The sequence below is a fragment of the Actinomycetota bacterium genome (genome assembly GCA_014360655.1).
Taxonomy (GTDB): Bacteria; Actinomycetota; Geothermincolia; order Geothermincolales; family RBG-13-55-18; genus JACIXC01.
This window is the reverse complement of the sequence record JACIXC010000002.1, coordinates 77831-98886: the sequence shown is the minus strand read 5'-3', so window position 1 is coordinate 98886 and position 21056 is coordinate 77831. Positions and strand designations below refer to the sequence as shown.

The following is a 21056-nucleotide window of genomic DNA, read 5'->3' as shown; positions in this document are numbered from 1 at the left end:
CCGCTAAGTCCCCTTCCTTCCTCGCCGCATCACCGCCAGACATCACTATGACCAAGCCCTCCTCCGCCCTGCCGCCGGGGCCGCGACCGCGCAGCGAGGCCTCACCGGCGGCGCCTTATCCTCCCGGGCAGGATGTAGGGATATTCGCGCCGCAGGACCGTGCCGCGCAGAAAGCGGTCCAGCCTGCGCATATAGAGGTAGAGCGACCATATGAGGGCGTCCTCTCGATAATAGGAAGACACCTCCTTCACGCTGAGGGGCTCCACCCCGAGGTGGGGCGCCTCCCGCAGGAAGAAATGGTTCACGGTCTCCACCAGGCGGGGTACCAGGTCCGCCCTGCCTTCCTTGTAGAAGTTGGCCACCAGGTCCGTCGCCACCAGGCGGGGCCGGTAGTAACGGGTCATGACGTCCCCGAGGAAGGCCAGCCTTATTATCCACACCAGGAAAGAAGGCGCGCTGCGCAGGAAAAGCTCCGGGTCGAGCTGTTCCGTCCCCGCCACCCTGAAAAGCGGGGTGCTGGTATCCAGGTAATACAGGACCTGCCCCTCCTCCAGGCGCGGGTTGCCGGGGTCGAACCCCGCGACGGACCAGTTGGATATCTGTCCGTCTATGGCTACCTCGAACTCCTTCTGCCTGAGGTTGTAATCCCAGACCTTGCGCAACTCGCGCAAGACGAGCAGTACGAGCTCCGAGACTCCCCCTGCGTCGAGGAAAGCTATGGCGTTGTTGCCGATGGAAGACGACGGCACGCGTTCCTGCAATATGAAGAAAACGGGTCGTCCTCCCTTTCCCGTCGTCTCAGCGTAACCGTGCGGGGGAAGCTTGAGCCCGATCTCTTCCTCCAGGAGGCGGTTGTACTCCACGTATATGCGCTCGTATTCCTCTATTTCACGCCGGTCGCGGAATATCGGCAGCCGCTTGCACGCTATACCCTCCAGGTCCCCGCGCGCTATCTCGAAGACGGTGCTTATCTCGCCGTATCCCAGTATGCGCGCCGGGATGGCGCTCCTTTCCGGCCGGCTCGGCTGCAGCCCGAGCTCGAATTCCCGCAGCAACTCCGGGTCGACCTCTATGGCTGGCACCGCGGTCCGCCTCCCAAGAAGTCGAGCAGCGGCGGAAGCCCGCCGCTGCAGCCACCTTCACCGGGGCGAGCGCGCCCCTCTCCCCTCGTGTTTCGCTGCCTCCGCACGGGGGAGTCCGCTTCCTTCGCCGCCACGGTCCCTACGCGACCATGGTCGGTTTCGAGCCTGCTGCTCCGCGTGATGACCGGGCCCTCGCCATCCCGCGTGCCGCGCGAGGGCTATACCAGGTTCTTATCCTTCTTGATCTTTTCCGCTTCCTTCTCCAGCTTCGTAAGTTCGGCCGCCAGCTCGTCGACCTTCTTCATGTTCTCGCTTCCCATGAGCATGGAGATGAGGTCGACGTCCTTTCCCTGGGCGACCGCCGCGAAGGCCTCGCTCATCTCCACGATGAGGGCCTTGGCGGCATCCACCATGCTCTGCCTGACCTCCACGGCATCGATCATAACGGAGGCGTACTCCTTGTAGTCCTGTACCCCCTCGAGACCGGTGATCTTCTTGTAGGACGCGGCGGCTTCATCCAGCTTGTCATTGATCCCGGCCAGTGTGGTCTCGATCTCCTTCTGCAGGGCCGCGCCGGCTTCCCCGGTAAAGGCGGAAAAATCGCCCTGCATCGCCTTGCCCGCCAGCTCCGTCTGCTTGTTCTCCATGTCGCTCCACGTCACCTTGGCTTCCTCGTAGTAACCGTCTCCCTCCCTCATGTACTGCTTGGCGGTGTCCTTGTTCTTGTCGCCGCACCCGGCGACCGCGGCGACGAGAGCGAGCGTGAGGACGACAACCAGACCGATCAGCAACGCCTTTTTCATCTCTCGTACCTCCTGTGACGAAAATGCCTTCCTTCTCGATACCTTTCGCGAACGTCCTTTTCCCTCCGCGTATCCTATATTCTATCGCGGCCGCGCCTTTCCCTTTTACGGGTCCGGTCCACTGCGCTCCGCGGCGCCCACACCCTCTCCCGCCGCCGCGTCAATAGAAACGTGCATCACGCGGTTGCTCTCCGCCCGCGTCCCGCCGCTCCCGCCCGTCGGGGGAGTTCCCGTCAGGGCAGGGACCCGGCCTGTATGGCCTCGCCGCTCCTGATATCGTAGAGCCTCACGGTGTCGTCTTCCAGGATACCCACCGAGGGAACGCCGTCGCCCTTGGGCAGGGACGGGCTCCCCGGATTGCAGACGAGGAGGTCGCCGTGTTCCCATATGCCGTGCACGTGGGTGTGGCCGCGCACGAGAAGACGCATCCCGTACCTTCGTGCCAAATCCACCAGCTCCGGCTCGCCCATGGCGTCGCCGTGGGTGAGCATGATGTTCAGCCCCTCCAGGCGGCATATCACGTAAGGCGACAGGATGGGGTCCCGCAGGGCCAGCTGGTCCACGTCCGAGTCGCAATTCCCCCGCGCGTGCAGCACGGGGATGGGGCATTCGTTGAACTCCCGCGCCATCTCCTGCGGGTCGTAGGTGGGCAGCACCGGGTTGAAGGCCCCGTGGTAGAGGTGGTCCCCCGCGTGGAGGATGAGTTCGCATCCGCTCAGGACCCGCATGGCCATGCGCCAGGAAGCCGGGTCACCGTGCGTATCGCTGACCAGCCCGATCCTCATCTCGGCAACCTCCTTCCCCGAAGCGAGCCTTTCCCGTGCCTCCGCCTTGTTCAACCAGGCGTTTCCCGCCTGCGTCAATCCTCCCTGTCTGGCTTCGGCGCCCGCATGTCGCCGCCCACATGCATGTCGCCGCCCACATGATAGGATAGCAACGGCCGTGGGCCGGTTCCATATCACGCCCGTCTCATCGCCCGCGGGAGAGGGGGTTCACCGCTCCCCTCCCCGCCCCCAGGCGCAGGGAGCTGCGCAGCGCCGCCGTCACGTCCCGCTTGGCCCCCCGTACCGCGCACGTGAACCCCTCTCCCCGCGCGAGGCGCGCCGCTATGGCCGCCGAGAAGACGCAGCCGGTGCCGTGATCGTCCTCCGTCTCCACCCGCGGCGAAGAGAGCGCGAGCATCTCCTTCCCGTCATAGAATATGTCGGTGGCCTCCTTGCCGGCCAGGTGTCCGCCCTTCACCACCACGCAGGTCGGCCCCAGGGCGAGGAGTTTCCGGGCCGCTTTCCTCATCCCTTCCACGCCCCTTATCTCCTCGCCACAGAAGAGCGATGCCTCGTACAGGTTGGGCGTGAAAACGGCGGCGAGTGGGAGCAACGACCCCGCCATCACCGCGACGGCCTCCGCGTCCAGCAACCGCTGCCCGCTGGAGGAGAGCACCACGGGATCGACCACCAGGTTCCGCACCCCTCTCTCCGCGAGGAAGGCGGCGAGCGCTTTCACCACGGCGGCGGTGGCCAGCATGCCCGTCTTCACCGCCGCCACCGCCATGTCGTCCATCACGGCTTCCACCTGGGAGATCACCACCTGCGCGGGAAGATCGAAGCGGGAAACCACCCCCAGCGTGTTCTGCGAGGTCACGCTGGTAAGGGCGCACGCCCCGTGCACGCCGAGGGAGAAGAAGGTCTTGAGGTCGGCCTGTATGCCCGCCCCGCCCCCGGAATCGGAACCCCCCACGGTGAGCGCCACCGGCCAGCTCTTCTTCCCGGACATCCTGTTCCCCCGCATGACCTCCTGCCGCCCGTCAAGCCACGCACGGTCCTCCCCGCGCCGTGCCCGTTTCTCCATCCCTCCCCCGCGCCATTATGGAAATTATTCCCATGAAGGACCGTGCAGGGGCGACCTTCCCGCCGCGCCTCATCCCCGCCCGAAATGCTCGTAGCCGAGGCGGGAGACCTCCACCCGCCTTCCCTCCCCGTCCAGGACGGTGACCCCGCCGCCCTCCGTCACCCTGCCGATTATCGACGCCGGCAGCCGCTCCGCCATCTCACGCGCGCTCTCATCGCCCGCCGTGATGACGAGCTCGTAGTCCTCGCCGCCGTGCAGGGCTGCTCCCAGGTGATCCGTCCCCAACTCCCGCGCCAGCTCCCTCGCCTCCCGTGAGACGGGGATCTCCTCGAGATAGACCTCGGCGCCCACCCCGCTCTCCTCGCAGATGTGCCCCAGGTCGCGCAGCAGGCCGTCGCTCACGTCTATGGCGGCGGTGGCACCCATCCGCATAGCGAGCCTGCCCTCCTCCAGGCGGGGACGCGGGTAAAGGTGCCGCGCGGCGCAGGGATGTCCCGCCTCCCCTCCCCTCCTCAGCCATTCCAGGCCGATACTGGAATCTCCGAGTGACCCGGTGACCAGGACCAGCTCACCCGGCCGCGCGTTTCCCCTCGCCAGGTAACGCCCGCCCTCCAGGCTGCCCACCAGTGATATCGAAACGAACAACCCCCCGGCCGAGCGCACTATATCCCCTCCCGCCAGGCGGCACGCGAAGGCGTCTCCGCACTCCAGCATGCCGCGGTACATCTCCTCCACCGACTCCGTCTCCACCTCTTCCCGCAGGCCCAGCACCACCAGCGCATAGGAGCTTCCGCATCCCCCCATGGAGGCCAGGTCGGAGAGGTTCGCCGCCAGCGCCCGGTAGCCCAGGGAGTGCCACGAGGTATAGGAGAGGTCGAAGTGCACCCCCTCCACCAGGGCATCGGCGGTGTATGCCCACAGGGCCCCGCCGGGGCCGCGGATGACCGCGGCATCGTCACCCACGCCGCGCAGGAGGTCGCCGGCCCCCTCGCCCAGCATCCCGCGCAGGATGGCGATGAGCCCGAATTCCCCCGCATCCGAGACGCGCAACGTTACCTCCTCGCCTCGCCCTGGCCTCCGCGCCAACCCGGCTCCTCTCGTTCCCCCGCGCTCACCCGCAGGCCGGCACCTCCTCGCGCCCCAGGTACTCCGAGATGAAGCGCATGGCGCAGAAATCTCCGCACATGGTGCAGGCCTTCTCGCCCTCCACCTGGCGCTCGCCGAAGAGGCGGCGCGCCTTGCGCGGGTCCAGGGCCATGCCCAGCTGTCCCTCCCAGTCCAGCGCCTTGCGTGCCCGGCTCATGCGCAGGTCCCATTCGCGGGCCGCCGGGATCCCGCGCGCGATATCCGCCGCGTGCCCGGCGATCCTGGTCACTATGACCCCCTCCCTCACGTCCTCCGCGGTGGGAAGCCCCAGGTGCTCGCGGGGCGTGACGTAACAGAGGAAATCGGCGCCCGCCATCGCGGCCAGCGCTCCCCCTATGGCCGCCGCCACGTGGTCGTATCCCGCCGCGACGTCGGTGACCAGGGGCCCCAGCACGTAGAAGGGGGCGCCCCCGGTTATGCCTTTCGCCAGCCTCACGTTGGCTTCCACCTGGTGCAGGGGTATGTGCCCCGGTCCCTCCACCATGCACTGCACCCCCGCCTCGCGGCAGCGCTTCACCAGGCCGCCCAGCACCACCAGCTCGGCAACCTGCGCGGGGTCCGTGGCGTCCTCGATGCAACCCGGTCGCAGGCCGTCGCCCAGGGACAGCGTCACCTCGTACCTGCGGGCAAGCTCGAGCAGGCGGTCGAATCGCTCGTAAAGCGGGTTCTCCTTCCCGTTATGCAGGATCCACCCCGCCAGGAAAGCGCCGCCGCGGCTGACGATGTCCGCCACCCTGGGGTTGGATTTCAGGGTCTCGAGCACCCCCGCGGTCACCCCGCAGTGCACGGTGATGAAGTCGACCCCCGACGCGCAGTGGTCCTCTATGGCGCGGAACATGTCCTCTTCACTCATGGCCACGATGCTGCCCTTTTCCTCCTGCGCGCGCACCGCCGCCTGGTAGATGGGCACCGTCCCCACCGGCACGGGCGAGGCAGCCACCACCGCCTCCCGCACCCTGTCTATGGGCCCGCCCGTGGATAGGTCCATCACCGCGTCGGTGCCCGCCTCCACCGCAGCGCGCAGCTTGGCCAGCTCCTCGTCGACCCCGGCATAGTCGCTCGAGGTCCCGATGTTCGCGTTTACCTTGGTGCGCGAACCTCCCCCGATGACGCACGGCCTCTCCATTCTGCGCGCGACACTGCAGGGGACCACCGCCGTCCCGGCGGCTACCGCCTCCGCCACGTCCTCACTGGAAAGTCCTTCCAGGGAAGCGGCATCCGCCACGCAGGGCGGCAGTATCCCCCTCCTCAGCTCCTCCATCACCGTTTTTCTTTCCATATCCGTCCCTCCCGGACGTCATCCGAACATGCACGGGGGTCGGGCCCCGCTCATTTCCTGCAGGAGTCCACGGCCCTGCGCAGCCGCCTGACCGCGGCCTCCATGTCCGCGGCGGAGGCGACGGCCGAGATCACCGCCACCCCGTCCGCCCCGGCCGCGAAGACGGCCTCCACCTTCCCCTCGTCTATGCCCCCTATGGCTACCAGGGGCAAAGCCACGGCGTCCCTGATCCTGCGCAGGCCCTCCAGCCCTATCGGCTCGCCGGCGTCGGCCTTGCTGGGGGTGGGGAAGACCGGGCCCACGCCGAGGTAATCGGCGCCCTCCCTCTCCGCCCTCACCGCCTCCGCAACCGTGCCCGCCGAGATGCCCAGTATCAATCCCTCTCCCAGCAGGGCCCTGGCGGCGGGGGCAGGGAGGTCCTCCTGGCCCAGGTGGACGCCGTCCGCCCCCGCGGCGACGGCCACGTCCACGCGGTCGTTCACCAGGAAAAGGCAGTCGGCGCCGCTCTCCTCCACCGCACCGCGGACCTCCAGGGCGAGGCGGTAGAGCGCGCCCCCATCCAGCGCCTTGTCCCGCAGTTGCAGGGCGTCCGCGCCTCCCGCCAGGGCGGCGCGGGCAACGTCCACGTGTCCCCTGCCCCGCCCCGCGTCGGCGAGGGTTATAACGTAGACTCCCAGGCGCAGTCGTCCCGCCATCCTCACCCCAGTGATTCCAGGGCCAGTTCCGCGGCCCTCTTCCCGGAAAGGAGCATCCCCCCGAAGACGGCCCCCATGCGGTACGAGCCGAAGACGGCGTTCGCCGTCATGCCGGCCACGATGAGCCCGGGATGCACCTCCCTCGTGTTCTCCACCAGGGAACCTTCGCCCTTCTCCGCCCACATGGGCATCTCCCCCACCACGGAACCGTCCGGCGTGGGAAGGCGCAGCCCGGGCACCTTGCGCGTTAGGGTACGGCATACCTCCGCGTCGTGGCCGGTGGCGTCGATGACCAGGCGCGCGCGCAGCGCCATGGGGTCCACGTGCAGCCCCGCCCTCTCCACCGCCATCCAGTTGAGCACCACGCCGCACACGCGGTGGTCCTCCCTGAGAACCAGGTCCTCCACGCCCATGCCCACCCAGATGCGGGCTCCCGCCCGCAGTGCCGCGGCGGCGCAGCACGACACGGCTTCCACGGAGTCGGCCACGTAGAGTCCAGGCGCGGCCTCCCGCAGGCGCACTCCCACCTCATCCAGCAGGGGCTTCGCCTCCTCCTGCACCACGATGCGCGGGAAGAGCATGCCTCCTCCCCACATCCCACCTCCCACGTAGAGGTTCCTCTCGAACACGGCGGTCTTCGCGCCCGCCCGTGCCAGGTAGCGCGCGGCGGTTATCCCCGAGGGCCCCGCGCCCGCGACGGCCACGTCGAGCTCCAGGTCGGCCAGGAAGTCCTCGCAGAAGGAGCGCGTGATGCACGCCGTTATCGCCGTCTCTTCCAGTGACACCTTTCCTACCTCCGTTTCCTCCTCGCCGGAGCGGACCTTCCCGCATAAAAAGCGCCGCCCGACCGGGCGGCGCCGCGAAAACAATCGATCGTCACGAATCGACCATGTTCCCTACGCTGGCATTACCCAGGTCAGGTTCCGAGGGTATGCTCTCAGCCCCCGCTCGGGAGCACCCCTACATGGAGCTTATGCGGTTGTCAACCTGCGCTGCGGCTTCGGGACAGGCCCTGCGGCTGCGCATACGGCATATTTCCTCATGTAAAATATACAATAAGGCAACAGGGGAAGGAAGGGCGGACATCAACCCGTTCGTTCCGCCCCATACCGGTACGTTGCCGTTTTCGCGCGAAACGGCGTGAGTCGAAATCCCGGAAAGGAGGTCGCCATGGCGGAAAAGGAGGAAAAGGCGCCGCGCAAGCCCCGGACCGGCAAGGCCGCCACGACGGGAGAAAAGCCGCGGGAGGGCGCCGGCAAGAAGGCGGCGGGCAAAGACGCGGCGCGCGATAAGGGCAAGGCCACCCGGGAGGAGACCGGCACGGGAAAACGTGCGGCGACCCGCGCGCAGGCCGCGACGAAAGCGGAGGAGCGGGAAAAGCCCGCCGCGGGCGGGACGGCGGAGGACTCCGCGCCCGGCACGCGCGAGGAGCGCGTCGAGGCGCGCGAGGAGCGCGAGGTAAGCGAGGAGGAATTCCACCGTCTCCTGGAGGAGAGCCTGGAGCGGGTCACGGTGGCCGATGTGGTGCTGACCATGATGAACCAGATGGCCAGCATGGGTTACCTGAAGATGGGCCTGCCCGAGAGCGTGAACCTCAAGTACCGAGACCTGGACCAGGCGCGGCTGGCCATCGACATCCTCGAGGCGATGGTCAAGGGCGCGGAGGGGAAGATCGCCGAGGAGGGCCTGAGGCCGTTTCGCGGCGTCCTGGCCAACCTGCAGCTGAACTTCGTGCAGCTCAAGAGGGGATAGGGCAACGTGCCCCCAAGGCGGCCCGCCAGGCGGTGGCGGGGCGGCCTATTCCCAGGAAAAGGCATCGATGGCGTGCACGGCCACGTGGACCGCTTCGCGCTCCTGCCTCTCCCCCGCCAGGGTACAGCTAACGTCCTTGAGGACCAGGAAACCGCGCTCGTCGACCTCGTCCAGCGTGCCGCGGAAATAATGCCCGCCCACCGTCCAGATCATGAACTCGCATTCCTTCTTGGGCTCACAGAGCGCCCTGAAACCCTCCAGGTCGGCCACCGGCATCACGCTCCTCCCTTCAATCTCTCGAGTCGCCTTCGCGCACGCGCGTCATGCGGCTTGTAGAAGAGATAGTCCTCCAGGTCCTGGCACGCCTCCTCCGTCTTTTTCATCTCCATCCAGGCGAGGGCCCGCCTGTAATAGGCCTGCGCGTAGTCCGGATAGAGCTCCAGGGCCATGGAATAGTCGCTGACCGCGCCGTCGTAATCGCCCGCCGAGGCGCGCACGTCTCCTCGCGCCGCGTAGGCCGCCGCGAAATCCTGCTTCAAGGCGATGGCCCGGCCGAGGGCTTCCATCGCCTCCTCGTGCCGCGACAGCTTCCCCAGCGCGATTCCCAGGTTGTACCAGGCCACCACGAACTCGGGGTAGAGCTCCACGGCCTTGCGGTAAAGGGGGACGGACTCGTCGAACTTTCCCCTGGAATCGAGGAGCTGGGCCTGGGAGTTCAGTTCAGTCGCCTCCTTGATGGCCTCGATGCGGCCGCCAAGAAAGGAGAAACCGCAGACCGGGCACCTCTCGACCCCCAGGGGTACCTCCTTGCTGCAGTTGAAGCACCGCGTCGTTTCGGACAAATCGCGCCCCTCGAAAAAATGGCGCCCTTGGGGAGATTCGAACTCCCGCACGTGGCTCCGGAGGCCACTGCTCTATCCACTGAGCTACAAGGGCACCGGTAAGCCCTGAGCGACACCTACATATTAACAAGGCCCCCGGGGCTTTTCAACGCAAGTCATGTCGCGAGACGCCGTGCGAGAGGCCTTTCCGGAAGCAATCCTCCCGCGCGACGGTGCTTCCCGCGGCGCGGGGCCTTTTCGCGCTCCGTCCCTCACCCGCCTTGCCGCGCAGGCTTGGTGGCCCGGGCCGTGGAAGCCCGCGGGTGCCGTCCGCGCCTTTCCTTCCCCTTCCCCGTCCCCTCGCTCGGGGGACTTCCCGCCGCGGGGCAACCCGCTCCCCCCGGGGACTACCCCCGCTTACTCTCCTCCGCGGGCAGAAAACGCCACTCGCCCCCCTCCCCCTCCGTCCTGCGCACCTCCCCCCGTTCCTCGAGGATGAGCAGGTGCCCCAGCGCCTCCTTCAGGGCAAGGAAATGATCGATGTCCGGGGGCTTGTTCCGCACCTGGGGAAAAAGGCGCAGGGCCACCTGCCAGACGGTGCTGCATCCCTCGTCCACCGCCTCCGCCGTCTTCTCCAGCCTGCGGCGGTGGTGCAGCAGGTTGAAGTCGATGCGCCTCCGCACCTGCCTGATGGGCTGGCCGTGCCCCGGATACGCCTCCTTCACCTCGTATCCCTTCAGGAGCTCGAGGGACTCCATGAACTGGGAGAGGCCGGTGACATGGCCCCTGCGCGGTGGGCAGTAGAGCTCCGGGTTGGGGGTGATGGAGCGCATGAGGTGGTCGCCGGAGAAGAGTATCCCCTCCTCCCTCTCGTAGAAGCAGACGTGGCCCGCGGTATGTCCAGGGGTGTGGATGACCTCCAGGCGACGGTCACCCGCCACCACCGTCTCGCCGCCGCGCAGCCTGCCGTCCAGGGGACAGGGTTCCGACAGCTCGATCCAGCGGTGCGCGAGCCCGAATATGGCCTGCGCCACGTCCTCCGGAAAACCCATGAGCGGGTTCATGGACGCGTAGCAGGCGTATTCCCGGCGCAGCCTCTCGCGCGCCCTCTCGATGCGGGGGCTTTCGGCGCGGTGCGCGACCACGCGCGCCCCCGTCAAGCTCCTGATCCTCGCCGCATTGCCGAAATGGTCGATATGGGAGTGGGTGAGGTAAAGGTGGTGCAACTCGCGCATTCCCGCCGCCCGCAGGGCGCCCTCCACGATCTCCGCCATGACGGGGTGGTAGGGACCGGCGTCGATGAGGGCGGGCTCCTTCCCCAGGAAAAGGTAGAGGTTTACGTTGCGGAGCACGTGCGGGATGGGGATATCCACGTGCACGATGTCGTCGCGGATCTTCCTTACCAGATCCTGGTAGCTGAAGCTGTCCCGGCTCATCCCACCATGGCCGTTTCCAGGTACGGTTCCCAGGTGGGGTGTATCTCGCCCGCCAGGCTGAGGAACCACACGTGGTCGCGGGGTTCGCTGGGCTTGCGCAGCAGCTTCAATCCCGCCTCCGCGGGCAGCCGGTTCATCTTGCGCGTGTTGCACCTCCTGCAGGCCGCTACCACGTTTTCCCAGCTGTGCTCTCCCCCGCGACTGCGCGGGACGACGTGGTCGATGCTCTCCGCCCTGCCCCCGCAGTACTGGCAGGTGTGGTTGTCGCGCGCGAACACGGCCCTGCGGTTGAGGGAAACCGTCCTGTAGGGGACGTTGACGTAATAGACCAGGCGTATCACGGAAGGAAAAGGCATCTCGAGCCTCTCGGAATGCAGGACCCCGTCACCCTCCTCGATGACCTCCGCCTTGTTCTTGAGAACCAGCACCACCGCCCGTCTCAAGTTAACGAGGTTCAAGGGCTGATAGGACGCGTTGAGAACCAGTACCCTGAGCATTGTCTCCTCTTCCACGTCACAGCGGCGCCAGGCCCCTCCTATCCGCTGCGCGTAGTTACCTCCTTCTTCCTTCCTCTCCTCGCCGCTTTGCACCTAATATTAAACTATGAGGCGCGTATGGAACAACGGGCGGGCGCCGTTCCGGCCCGCTCACGGACGCCTGCCGCGCTTTTAATGCCCCGCGCCCAGGGCTCCGGTCTCCTCGAGCAGGCGCAGCGCCGCGAGCTCCGCCAGCACGGAGAGGTCCTCGGTGGGCAGGTAATGCGGCGCGCTCGCGTCGAAGAAAACGCGCGCGCTCGCCGGGAATTCCTCGTCCCCGTCGTTGAAGACGAGCAGCAGCGGCACGCGCGGCAGCACGTACCAGGCCGCTGCCACGTCCCCGGGAAGGTCCACGGCCTCGGCGTTCTCCTCCGCCCATCCCCGCAGCTCCTCCCGCCGCCCCGCCAAACCGCGGGAGAGGGGGTTCTCCACCTCGGCCACGAAGGCAGGCTCGTGGTAACGCGCCCCGGGAAGGTCGCGGTAGGCCACCCACCTTCCCTGCACCGGCGTGCCGTCCGCGTTCACGAGGTAATGCACGACGATGAGCGCCTCCCGCGCCCCCGCGGGGCTGCCGTTTCCGCGCGCCACCGTGCCTTCCGGGTAGGAGACGGAGTACGGCTCGCCGAAGAAGGGGACGAAGAAGGTGCGCCGCGGGTAGGAATAGAAGGTCCCCGAGCGTGAAGCCATCCAGGACGGGTCCAGGAGCCTGAACTCCCTCGCCGCCTTCTCGCGCGCCCTCTTCAGGTCCTCCGGCGCGTGGTCGAGTGCCATCCGAGATCACCTCGCCTTTCCGAATCCGGCATGAATATAGCACACGGCGGGCCGGCGTCCCATGAGCCGTGCGGGCGCGCGGGAACGGCCGACGTGCGGAGCTTTTAAGGGGTGCACGGTCGCCTACCTTATCCCCCAGGCGCGATGCAGCTGGGGGATGACCCGGACATCACGGAAATGGGCGGAGGCGATGCGGAGGAAGGCGGCCGCGCGCTCCGCGCTTATTCCCACCCTGTCCCGCGCAACCGCTGCGGGCGGCTGCGCGCCTCCCGCGCAACCTTCGCCCCGGCCCTCGCCAGCCGGCGCTTCCTTCCCGCCGCCCCATGTGCCAGGCCCCCGCGCCGTATCCCGTAGGGGGAGGGATACCGGCTGCAGCACCAGCGGCACGCCTTCCGCCACCCCCGCCATGACGCGCAGGAAACGTTCCAGCTCTCCGGCGGGGGTACCCTCCTCTATGACCACCTTGAGGAACAAGCGCCGCGAGGAGGCCAGGCGCAGGAAATCCCGCTGCGCTTCCAGGTAGTCTTTCCCGCCCTGGGAATACGGCAGCTTGAGGTCCATGGCGATCCAGTCCACCCATTCCAGCAGTGCGGCCAGCTTCTCCGGAAGGGTGCCGTTGCTCTCTAGGTAGACGGGCATGCCCCGGCGGCGCAGCACGGGCAGCAGCTCCGCCAGCCCTTCTGCCTGCAGGAGCGGTTCGCCGCCGGTGAGGCTCAGCGAGTGCATGCCGCTTTCCCATAACGCCGCGACCCGCTCGGCGAGGAGCCGCGCATCCAGCGGGTTGGTAACTGTTTCCAGGAGCCCTTCCCATCCGTACACGCGACACGTGTCCGACTCCGCCCTCGCCCAGGGCGTGTCGCAATACGAACAGTCGAGGTTGCACCCTCCCAGCCTCAGAAAGACCTGCGGGACCCCGGCAAGCACGCCCTCGCCCTGGAAGGACGGGAATACCTCGCAGACGTTCACAGGCACACCACCGCTTTCCCCCCGCGCGCGCGACAGCTTATCCCGCACGGCGACGGCGCGGGCCGCCCCCGCCCGCGTCGGCCGGGGGCGCATGCCCCGCGAGGCGGGTACGCGGTGCGCGGGAGCGTAAGCCGGAAGGACACGACCGCTCTTCAGGTGACGGCGCGCACCTTGCAGCGCGCGAGCTCCATCCCCTTCATCTCGTTTATGAACCCCTGCAGGACCTTGAGGATGAAATCGTCCACAGGGATCTCCAGGTCGTCAAGCCCCAGGGTGGGCACGGGAGTGTTGCGGCTGGAGATGTTGATGCCCGTATGGATGAGCGTGGACACGGGGCTGGCGGTGGCCACGCTCACCGTCAGCTTGCGGTTCTCCTCCTCGCCCTCGTCCACCTCCACCTCTATGTAGAGGTCATCGCCGCGGCGGTTGATGAAGAGCTCCGGTTTCAGCTCCTCGATGACGTCCTTGATCACGCAGAGGAGGAGGCGCTGAATGGCCAGGGTCAGGTCAAGGTCGCGCCCGAAGAGCTCCACTATGAAATGGGCCATCTCCTCGCTGTAGATCTCGGCCTTCTTCTTGCGGTCCTCCAGGTCCACGAGATCGTCCACCCCCACCCGGCAGGGTCCGCGGAAAGCGACCACGGAGTCGCCCTGCACGTCGTGCTCGGTATAGGCGTAATGGGAACGCAGCTGCGAGCCGTCGTAGGTGATGCTTCTACCCTTGATGTATTTACCCTTCATGGAATCTCTCCCCTTTGACCGGCGTCCCCTTGCGGCGAGCGCCCGCTCCCGAAATATCCCTTCAGCCTATCCCTCACCCCCAACCCCTCGGCGGCTGCGAGAAGCCGTGCGCAGGAGGGGCAGGAACCGCACATCAATTCCCCCTCATTATAGCACGACCAAAGGTAGCGAAAATCGAGTCCGCAGGCGAGGGCCTCTGCCATTATTTCCATTTTATTCATGTTCTTGGTAAAACTCCTCAGGCGCACCCTGGAGAGCGTGGAATAGGAAAAGGCGCGGTTCATCTCCCTTATGAAAGCGGGGGAGTTGTCCGGGAAGACGGCGCCCTCCTCCGCGTTGAGGCCCATGACCACGTACCTCATCCCCAGCGCCTCCGCCAGGCAGGCGCCCACGTTGGCCAGCAGGCCGTTGCGGTTGGGGACCCAGAGCGCGTGCAATGATGCATCGTCCCGCGCCGTTGTGGGCTCACCGTCCCCTGCCCCTTCCGTCCCCGCCGCCACGCCCGTAAAAGCGACCCCCGGCGTGGTCAGGGCGTCCCTGGAATATTTACCCAGCCACTTCGCCGCGATCACCTCGTGTCGGACCCCGTGCACCGCGCACAGCGCGGACGCCCTTTCCACCTCGCGCCGCGCCGCCCTCTGGCCGTAGTCCACGGTGACGGCAAGCCCCACCCCGCCACGGCGCAGAGCCATGAGAAGATTCACGGCGGAGTCCAGGCCCCCGGAAAGGAGCACCAGGTTTTCCGACTTTTTCCTCCGCATGTCCCGCGATGCCTCCATGCCCCAACACCGCCTCAAGGTTCCGCGGTGAGCCGCACCTTCCCCGCTGCACGCGGCGCGGGCTATGCCTCCCGGTAGACCACGCGCGTGTCCGGGGACTCGGATACGCTCACCCAGGAAAGCCGCACCGCCCCCGCCCGCTCGCCCATCCTCCTCGCCAGCTCGCCGTAGACGTGGCGGGCCAGGTTCTCCGAGGTGGGCGCCATCGCCGTGAAGGGCTCCACCTCGTTGAGGCAGCGGTGGTCGAAGGCGGAGACGATATCCTGCAGCCATTCCTTGACTTTCATGAAGTCGACGAGGATGCCCGTATCGTCCAACCGCTCGCCCGCCACCGCCGCCTCCACCCGCCAGCGGTGGCCGTGCAGGCGGGCGCAGGGCCCGTGATACCCGGGCAGGCGGTGCGCGGCGTCGAAGTGCACGGCGGCCGAGATCTCAAATTCTTCCATCATCGCCCTCCTCCACGCGCGCCCCCAGGCGGCAGCACCCCACGGCGGCCACGAAATCGGGGGGGTGGGGGACCAGGGGCTCCGTCCCCAGCCTCTCCCCGATGAGCCTGCGCAGGGCATTATTGTACGCCACCCCGCCGGTGAGGACCAGGGAAGCCGCGGGGAAGCGCGCGAGGAGCGGTAGGAGGCGGCGCAGTATGGCGTGGTTCACGCCCGCCGCCAGGCGCTCCCTGGGCACCCCCTCCCCCAGCAGGCCCACCAGCTCGCTCTCCCCGAAGATGGCGCAGGTGGAAGAGAGCTCCACGGGGTCCTCCCAGTGCCCGCCCAGCTCCTCCAGGCTCATGCCCAGTGCGGCGCACATGTTCTCCATGAAGCGCCCCGAGGAGGCGGCGCAACGGTCGTTGGCGGCGAAGTCAGCCAGCCGCCCGTCCTTCATGAGCAGCGCCTTGGAATCCTGGCCTCCCACGTCGAGGATCACGGCGTCCCGCAGCCCGGTGAGCTCACGGACTCCCGCCACCACCGCCTCCAGCTCGGGCACGGCAAGCGCTCCCCCGCCCAGGCGCGCGCGCCCGTAACCCGTCACCGCCAGGGGCAGACCCTCCTCCATGCCCAATCCCCCGTATAGAAGGGTGCCGCCTCCCCCGCCGGGTTCCACGTGATCACGATAAAAGGCGGCGGTGTCGAAGGGCCCCAGGTAACGGTAGCCGCCGCCATCCTGTTCTGCGGCGACCTTCACGCGGCGGCTGCCCAGGTCCACCCCGTAACGCACGTCCATCAGCCTCTATCCTTCCTCAGCACGGAGACGAAGTTCTCGAGGCGCATCCTGGTGCGGGCGTCGAGGCGGGAGGAGCGGTCCATCTCCAGGGTGAGCATGGGCAGGTCGAGCGAGCGGCGCAGGATGATGTCCTCGACCTGCCGGAAACAGAAGCTCTGCACGTAATGTATCAGCCCCCGCAGGCGGCGGCGTGCCGCCTCGCGCCTTATGTCCCTCAAACGGTAAAATATGGAATAAGGATAGCTGTAGCGGCGGTACTTCTCCACCAGGTCCCCCGTGTCGAAGGGCAGGCTGAACTGCCTCTGCGTCTCGTTGTAGACCACCCTCGCCCCCAGCGATTCCAGGTATTCGTAGAGCTCGGGGGCCATGGGGGGGACGCCCACGTAGCCCAGGCGCACCATGTCTTCGGCGCGCCTGAAACCCTCGTCCCGCCTCCTCTTCGCGACCTCCTCCAGCAACAGGTCCAGCTTCGTTGCGAACCCCTCCGGGTCCCCCTCGAAATCGCTGCAGCTCACCAGGGCGAGATGGTTTTCCAGGCCCCTCACCAGGCCCTCTTTCCAGGACAGCTCGTCCACGCGGCGGGCCTTCCTCCTCACCCTGTCCAGGCGGCGCATCTCCGCCTGCGCCTCCTCCAGGGTGGTCCCCAGGCGGCGCGCGAAGCCCTCGACCTGCGCGCGCAGCAGGTCGTAATCGCGCTCGTAGGGATAGGCGAAGGGGATGACCTCCATGCCCTCGCACTGCAGGGTCTCCATGAGGGCATGGGTGTTGGAGCAGTCCCCCTGCGTGACGGCCACCACCGCCCCCAGGTCGGGCATGCGCCGCACCGCCCCGTATATCCCTTTTATCCAGGCGCAGAAGGAGCGCGGGAACCCCGCGAGCTCGGCCTCCTCGATGAGCTCTCCGCAGGCGGGGCTGGACACGAACACGTTGTTGAGGTCGACCGGCACGTGCCCGGCGGCGTAGATGACCTCGACGGGTACCGTGGTGGTGATTCCTATCCTCGCCATATCTCCCATGTTACCAGACATATCCGGGGACACTAAGGGCGCCGGGGGCGGGAGCCCGTGTCGCTCTGATGCATCCCCGAGTGAGGACGAAAACGGGCGTCCGCATTTCCGGGCAGGACCACGAACACGTCTTCGCCGGGCACCGTCGCGCCCTGGCCCCGGGATATGTCCGTGTTGCTGAAGCGAGAGGGGGCGCCGGCAGGCGCCCCCTCGTTCGCACGTCACGTTGGCGCTCAGCCCCAGGGGAAGGTGTCGGTGACGCCCATGAGGTTGGCGCCGATGATCACGCGCTGGATCTGGTTGGTTCCCTCGTAGATCTGCATGATCTTGGCGTCGCGCATGAGCTTCTCCACCAGGTACTCCTTCATGTACCCGTAGCCGCCGTGGATCTGCACGGCGTCGGTGGTCACCCGCATGGCCATGTCCCCGCAGAAGGCCTTGGCGTAGGAGGACTCCAGGGAGCAGGGCTGCAGTTTATAGGCCTTCCACGCCGCCAGCAGGTAGAGGCGCCGGCCGGCCTCGATCTGCATGGCCATGTCGGCCAGCATGAAGTTGATGGCCTGGTGGGCGATGAGGGGACGCCCGAACTGCACCCTCTCCTTGGCGTACTTGAGCGCCTCCTCGAAGGCGGCGCGGGCGATGCCCACGGCCCCGGCGGCGACGCTGGCCCGCGTCATGTCCAGGGTCACCATCACGTTGTAGAAGCCCTGGCCCATGGGTACCAGGAGGTTCTCCTTGGGGACCTTGACGTTGTCGAAGATGACCTCGGTGGTGTTGGAGGCCCTGATCCCCATCTTGTCCTCGTGCTTGCCGATGGACACGCCCTCGAAGGCGCGCTCCACGATCACCGCCGCGATGCCGCCGTACTTCTTCTCCTTGTCGAAGGTGCAGAAGACGGTGTAGAAGTCGGCGAGGCCCCCGTTGGTGATGAAGCACTTCTGCCCGTTGAGGACGTAGTGGTCGCCCTCCTCCACGATGGTGGTGGAGATGGCGGCGGCGTCCGAGCCGGCTCCCGGCTCGGTGAGGCAGAAGGCCGCGAACTTGGGGTTGTCGGGATCCGCCAGGCGGGGCAGGTACTTGTGCTTCTGCTCCTCGTTGCCCGCGATGAGCATGGGGGTGGTGGCCAGGCTGTTCGCCCCGATGGCGGTGGCGATGCCGGCGCATCCCCAGAAGAGCTCCTCGCTGACCATGGCCGCGGACACCTGGTCAAGCCCTCCCCCGCCGTACTCCTCGGGGATGGCCATGGCGGTGAGCCCCGCGGCCGCTGCCTTCTTGATGAGCTCGTCGGGGATCTCACCCGTCTTGTCGCACTCGAGTGCGACGGGCCTCATCTCGTTGAGGGCGAACTCGTGGGCCATTTTCACTGCTGCTTTTTGTTCTTCGCTGGGTTCGAAATCGATCATCGATCAACCTCCTTACCTCTTCGAACTCCTCGGCGTACGTTACCGCTTCCTGCCCTCCGGGCCTGAGCTGCCCGGCTGTCTATATCATCCAGTACGCGCCCCTAACGGCCCACGAACTTGGCCTTGCCGGGTCCCTCGGCCAGGAAGGTGCGCATACCTATCTTCTGGTCCTCCGAAGCGAAGCAGATGGTGAATCCCTGCGACTCGATGACCAGCCCCTCCTCGATGGAGCATTCCATGCCCTTGTTGATGGCCCTCTTGGCCATGGCCAGGGCCACCGCCGGGCCGGTCGCGTACCTGGCTGCGACCTTCTGGGCGTACTCGATCACCGACTCCTCCCCGGTGACCACCTTCTGCACCAGCCCCATCTCCAGGCATTCCTGTGCGCTGTAGAAACGTCCGCTGTAGATCATCTCCTTCGCTCTCGCGGGTCCGATGAGGCGGGGCAGCCTCTGCGTGCCGCCGGCGCCGGGGATGATGCCCAAAAGGATCTCCGGCTGCCCTATCTTGGCGTTCTCGTGCGCGTAGCGCCAGTCGCAGGAAATGGCCAGCTCGCAACCTCCCCCCAGGGCGAAGCCGTTGATGGCCGCGATGACCGGCTTGGGGATGTTCTCCACCTTGCTGAAGCTCTCCTGTGCCAGGACGTTGAACTTGGTGATGTCCACGGCGCTGGCCTCGACCATCTCCTTGATGTCCGCACCCGCGGCGAAGTTCTTCTCCCCGCCGGTGATGACCACGGCCCTGACCTGGTCATCCGCCGCCAGCTCGTCGGCGCACCTGCCGATCTGGCTGAACAGCTCGGCGTTGAGGGGGTTCAGGGGCGGGCGGTTCAGGGTCACCGTTGCAACGCCGTCCTTTATCTCGACGATGAGCAGATCGTAATCGTAGGGCATGACTCACCTCACTTCCCTTGACCAAGAGGAAACTTCGCCGATAGAGAGGCTGGCTTCGGTTCTCACCTCCTCCTCTAATCCCGGGTTCTCCCGGCTTCTGCGTCCCAGGGTGAGAATCCCATCCCTTGGAGTGTTCTCGCTGGCAGGCGGCCTTTTCCGCCGCTCGACCTTCACGCAGGTCAACCTAAAAAAGATTATCATCAAGCCCAGTCATAGTCAATAAAAGCGGGGTCATGGGGGAAATCCCCCGGCCGCGGACCCCGTGCAGGCAGGGAACGGGGGTGGCGCGAGAGGTAAGGGTCGATGAGCATGGAAGCACCTTCGCTGACCAGTTCGAAACCCGCCGTCCCCGGACAGGGCAGGTGCAACGTCGCCCCCGGGTCACCCATCGTCCCTTGCCCGGTCCAGGGCACGGGCGATGCGCTGCAAACATTTTTCCCGTCCCAGGAGCTCCATGGATTCGAAGAGGGGCGGGCTCACCCTGCTCCCGGTGAGGGCCACCCGGATGGGCTGGAAGGCCTTGCGGGGCTTCAGGCCCATCTCCTCCGCCAGCGCGCGCAGGAGGGACTCGATGTTTTTTGTGTCAAATATTTCCAGTTCCAGAAGGCGCTTCCCGGCCTCCTTGAGCAGCGTCCTGTTCTCCTCGCCGCGCAGGAGCTCGCGCGCATCCTCCTCCGTCTCCGGTTCGCGGAAGAGAAAGGCCAGCAGGGGCACCGCGTCGGAGAGCACCTTCATCCTCTCGCGGACGAGGGGGGCGGCACGCCGCAGCTTGTCCAGCGCCTCACCGTCATCCCCAGCGATCAGGCCCTCGCGCGCCAGGAAGGGCGCCACAGCCTGCGCGAGCTCGGCGTCGCCGAGGGCCATGACGTACTGGGAGTTCATCCAGTAGAGCTTGTCCGTGTCCCACACGGCCGGCTTGGAGGTCACCCGCTCCAGCCCGAAGTTGGCCACCAGGGTATCGCGGTCGATGATGGTGGTGGCGTCGTCCAGGGACCAACCCAGGAGCGCGAGGAAATTCACCATGGCCTCGGGGAGAAAGCCCATCTCGCGGTAGTGCCCCACCGCCACGTCGCCGTGGCGCTTGGACAGGGGCCTGCCGTCCCGCCCCACGATCATGGGCAGGTGTGCGAAGACCGGGGCCTCCGCCCCCAGGGCCCGGTAGAGCAACAGTTGCTTGGGGGTGTTGGGGAGATGGTCGTCCCCGCGCACCACGTGGCTTATGCGCATGTCGATGTCGTCCACAACCACCGCGAGGTTGTAGGTCGGGGTGCCGTCGTTGCGCAGCAGCACGAAGTCCTCTATCTCCCGGTTGCGGAAGGTTATCTCTCCCCGGATGGCGTCTCTCACCACCGTCTCCCCCTCGGGAACGCGGAAGCGCAGGGCATAGGGCCTCCCCTCCTTCGCCAGGCGTCGCACCTCCTCCTCCGTCAGGGAGAGGCAGCGCCGGTCGTACATGGGGGGGCGCCCCTCCTGCAGCGCCCGCTCGCGCCTTTCCCTGAGCTCCTGCGGCGAGCAGAAGCAGCGGTAGGCGTACCCGCCTTCCAGGAGCCTGTGCGCCGCCTCGCGGTAGAGGGCCATGCGCCCGGTCTGGCGGTAGGGCCAGTGCTCGCCCCCGGCGTCGGGCCCCTCGTCCCAGTCCAGGCCCAGCCAGCGCAGGTCGCGCAGGATGGCCTCTATGGCCTCCTCGGTGGAGCGGGAGAGGTCTGTGTCCTCGATGCGCAGGATGAAAGTCCCCCCGGAGCGGCGCGCCAGCAGCCAGTTGTAGAGGGCGGTGCGCGCCCCTCCCACGTGCAGGTAACCCGTCGGGCTGGGTGCGAAACGCAGGCGCAACGTCTTTTCCTCCTCGCTCGGCGCTTGCATCCGTCTGCATCCACCTTC

Annotated in this window: 24 protein-coding genes, 1 tRNA gene and 1 riboswitch; of the genes, 1 reads left to right on the top strand and 24 read right to left on the bottom strand. The window is 67.0% G+C overall.

Going from position 1 to position 21056, the window contains the following annotated elements:
- Nucleotides 1-101: 101 nt before the first annotated feature.
- The 8 genes from H5T73_01945 to H5T73_01910 all read right to left on the bottom strand — a co-directional run bounded on the left by H5T73_01945 (nucleotide 102) and on the right by H5T73_01910 (nucleotide 7638).
- Entirely contained in the window at nucleotides 102-1082 is a 981-nt protein-coding gene (locus H5T73_01945) for a hypothetical protein (protein ID MBC7246527.1), read from the bottom strand.
- Between the two features lie 218 nt (nucleotides 1083-1300).
- Nucleotides 1301-1885 carry a hypothetical protein gene (locus H5T73_01940; protein ID MBC7246526.1) on the bottom strand — a complete coding sequence of 195 codons (585 nt, stop codon included), beginning with the start codon at nucleotides 1883-1885 and terminating at the stop codon, nucleotides 1301-1303.
- A 233-nt stretch (nucleotides 1886-2118) separates the two neighbouring features.
- Nucleotides 2119-2748, bottom strand: coding sequence for a phosphodiesterase (gene yfcE, locus H5T73_01935; protein ID MBC7246525.1), 630 nt, complete (start codon nucleotides 2746-2748; stop codon nucleotides 2119-2121).
- 106 nt (nucleotides 2749-2854) lie between these two features.
- Entirely contained in the window at nucleotides 2855-3658 is an 804-nt protein-coding gene (gene thiD, locus H5T73_01930) for a bifunctional hydroxymethylpyrimidine kinase/phosphomethylpyrimidine kinase (protein ID MBC7246524.1), read from the bottom strand.
- Nucleotides 3659-3802: 144 nt separating this feature from the next.
- Nucleotides 3803-4783: a thiamine-phosphate kinase gene (gene thiL / locus H5T73_01925; GenBank protein ID MBC7246523.1), complete on the bottom strand. Its 981-nt coding sequence runs from the start codon at nucleotides 4781-4783 to the stop codon at nucleotides 3803-3805.
- A gap of 61 nt (nucleotides 4784-4844) precedes the next feature.
- Complete coding sequence (thiC, locus tag H5T73_01920) at nucleotides 4845-6140, bottom strand: phosphomethylpyrimidine synthase ThiC (protein MBC7246522.1); 1296 nt, start codon at nucleotides 6138-6140, stop codon at nucleotides 4845-4847.
- A gap of 68 nt (nucleotides 6141-6208) precedes the next feature.
- Nucleotides 6209-6853, bottom strand: coding sequence for a thiamine phosphate synthase (thiE, locus tag H5T73_01915; protein ID MBC7246521.1), 645 nt, complete (start codon nucleotides 6851-6853; stop codon nucleotides 6209-6211).
- A 2-nt stretch (nucleotides 6854-6855) separates the two neighbouring features.
- Nucleotides 6856-7638 (bottom strand): thiazole biosynthesis protein, encoded by a 783-nt coding sequence (locus H5T73_01910; protein MBC7246520.1) that lies wholly within the window; start codon nucleotides 7636-7638, stop codon nucleotides 6856-6858.
- A gap of 91 nt (nucleotides 7639-7729) precedes the next feature.
- Nucleotides 7730-7825: riboswitch (TPP riboswitch) on the bottom strand.
- 198 nt (nucleotides 7826-8023) lie between these two features.
- On the opposite strand from H5T73_01910, the gene H5T73_01905 reads away from it, so the two are divergent.
- A complete protein-coding gene (locus tag H5T73_01905) occupies nucleotides 8024-8605 on the top strand; it encodes a DUF1844 domain-containing protein (GenBank protein ID MBC7246519.1) in 582 nt (193 codons plus the stop codon).
- Between the two features lie 45 nt (nucleotides 8606-8650).
- On the opposite strand, the gene H5T73_01900 is transcribed toward H5T73_01905, so the two are convergent.
- The 16 genes from H5T73_01900 to H5T73_01825 form a co-directional block, all read right to left on the bottom strand.
- Complete coding sequence (locus tag H5T73_01900) at nucleotides 8651-8881, bottom strand: hypothetical protein (GenBank protein MBC7246518.1); 231 nt, start codon at nucleotides 8879-8881, stop codon at nucleotides 8651-8653.
- A complete protein-coding gene (locus H5T73_01895; protein MBC7246517.1) occupies nucleotides 8881-9447 on the bottom strand; it encodes a tetratricopeptide repeat protein in 567 nt (188 codons plus the stop codon). Before H5T73_01895 ends, H5T73_01900 begins: the two co-directional genes overlap by 1 nt.
- 19 nt (nucleotides 9448-9466) lie before the next feature.
- Nucleotides 9467-9541, bottom strand: a tRNA-Arg gene (locus tag H5T73_01890).
- Between the two features lie 292 nt (nucleotides 9542-9833).
- Entirely contained in the window at nucleotides 9834-10862 is a 1029-nt protein-coding gene (locus H5T73_01885) for an MBL fold metallo-hydrolase (GenBank protein ID MBC7246516.1), read from the bottom strand.
- On the bottom strand, nucleotides 10859-11359 hold the full coding sequence (locus H5T73_01880; protein ID MBC7246515.1) for an HNH endonuclease: 501 nt from the start codon (nucleotides 11357-11359) through the stop codon (nucleotides 10859-10861). Before H5T73_01880 ends, H5T73_01885 begins: the two co-directional genes overlap by 4 nt.
- 171 nt (nucleotides 11360-11530) lie before the next feature.
- Nucleotides 11531-12169, bottom strand: coding sequence for a DUF3786 domain-containing protein (locus tag H5T73_01875; protein ID MBC7246514.1), 639 nt, complete (start codon nucleotides 12167-12169; stop codon nucleotides 11531-11533).
- 123 nt (nucleotides 12170-12292) lie between these two features.
- Nucleotides 12293-13135 (bottom strand): 7-carboxy-7-deazaguanine synthase QueE, encoded by an 843-nt coding sequence (locus H5T73_01870; GenBank protein MBC7246513.1) that lies wholly within the window; start codon nucleotides 13133-13135, stop codon nucleotides 12293-12295.
- 152 nt (nucleotides 13136-13287) lie between these two features.
- Nucleotides 13288-13875: a DUF366 family protein gene (locus H5T73_01865; GenBank protein MBC7246512.1), complete on the bottom strand. Its 588-nt coding sequence runs from the start codon at nucleotides 13873-13875 to the stop codon at nucleotides 13288-13290.
- Nucleotides 13872-14672: a 7-cyano-7-deazaguanine synthase gene (locus tag H5T73_01860; GenBank protein MBC7246511.1), complete on the bottom strand. Its 801-nt coding sequence runs from the start codon at nucleotides 14670-14672 to the stop codon at nucleotides 13872-13874. Before H5T73_01860 ends, H5T73_01865 begins: the two co-directional genes overlap by 4 nt.
- A 44-nt stretch (nucleotides 14673-14716) precedes the next feature.
- A complete protein-coding gene (queD, locus tag H5T73_01855; protein ID MBC7246510.1) occupies nucleotides 14717-15100 on the bottom strand; it encodes a 6-carboxytetrahydropterin synthase QueD in 384 nt (127 codons plus the stop codon).
- A complete protein-coding gene (locus tag H5T73_01850; GenBank protein MBC7246509.1) occupies nucleotides 15087-15875 on the bottom strand; it encodes a 2-hydroxyglutaryl-CoA dehydratase in 789 nt (262 codons plus the stop codon). Before H5T73_01850 ends, queD begins: the two co-directional genes overlap by 14 nt.
- The gene (locus H5T73_01845; GenBank protein ID MBC7246508.1) at nucleotides 15875-16882 is read right to left on the bottom strand and encodes a 2-hydroxyacyl-CoA dehydratase; all 1008 of its coding nucleotides are present in this window, start codon (nucleotides 16880-16882) and stop codon (nucleotides 15875-15877) included. Before H5T73_01845 ends, H5T73_01850 begins: the two co-directional genes overlap by 1 nt.
- A gap of 233 nt (nucleotides 16883-17115) precedes the next feature.
- Entirely contained in the window at nucleotides 17116-18285 is a 1170-nt protein-coding gene (locus tag H5T73_01840) for an acyl-CoA dehydrogenase family protein (GenBank protein ID MBC7246507.1), read from the bottom strand.
- A gap of 101 nt (nucleotides 18286-18386) precedes the next feature.
- Nucleotides 18387-19178 carry an enoyl-CoA hydratase/isomerase family protein gene (locus H5T73_01835; protein MBC7246506.1) on the bottom strand — a complete coding sequence of 264 codons (792 nt, stop codon included), beginning with the start codon at nucleotides 19176-19178 and terminating at the stop codon, nucleotides 18387-18389.
- A 200-nt stretch (nucleotides 19179-19378) separates the two neighbouring features.
- Nucleotides 19379-19567 (bottom strand): hypothetical protein, encoded by a 189-nt coding sequence (locus H5T73_01830; GenBank protein ID MBC7246505.1) that lies wholly within the window; start codon nucleotides 19565-19567, stop codon nucleotides 19379-19381.
- On the bottom strand, nucleotides 19560-21038 hold the full coding sequence (locus tag H5T73_01825; protein ID MBC7246504.1) for a glutamate--tRNA ligase: 1479 nt from the start codon (nucleotides 21036-21038) through the stop codon (nucleotides 19560-19562). The genes H5T73_01830 and H5T73_01825 overlap by 8 nt, the downstream gene beginning before the upstream one ends.
- Nucleotides 21039-21056 lie beyond the last annotated feature (18 nt).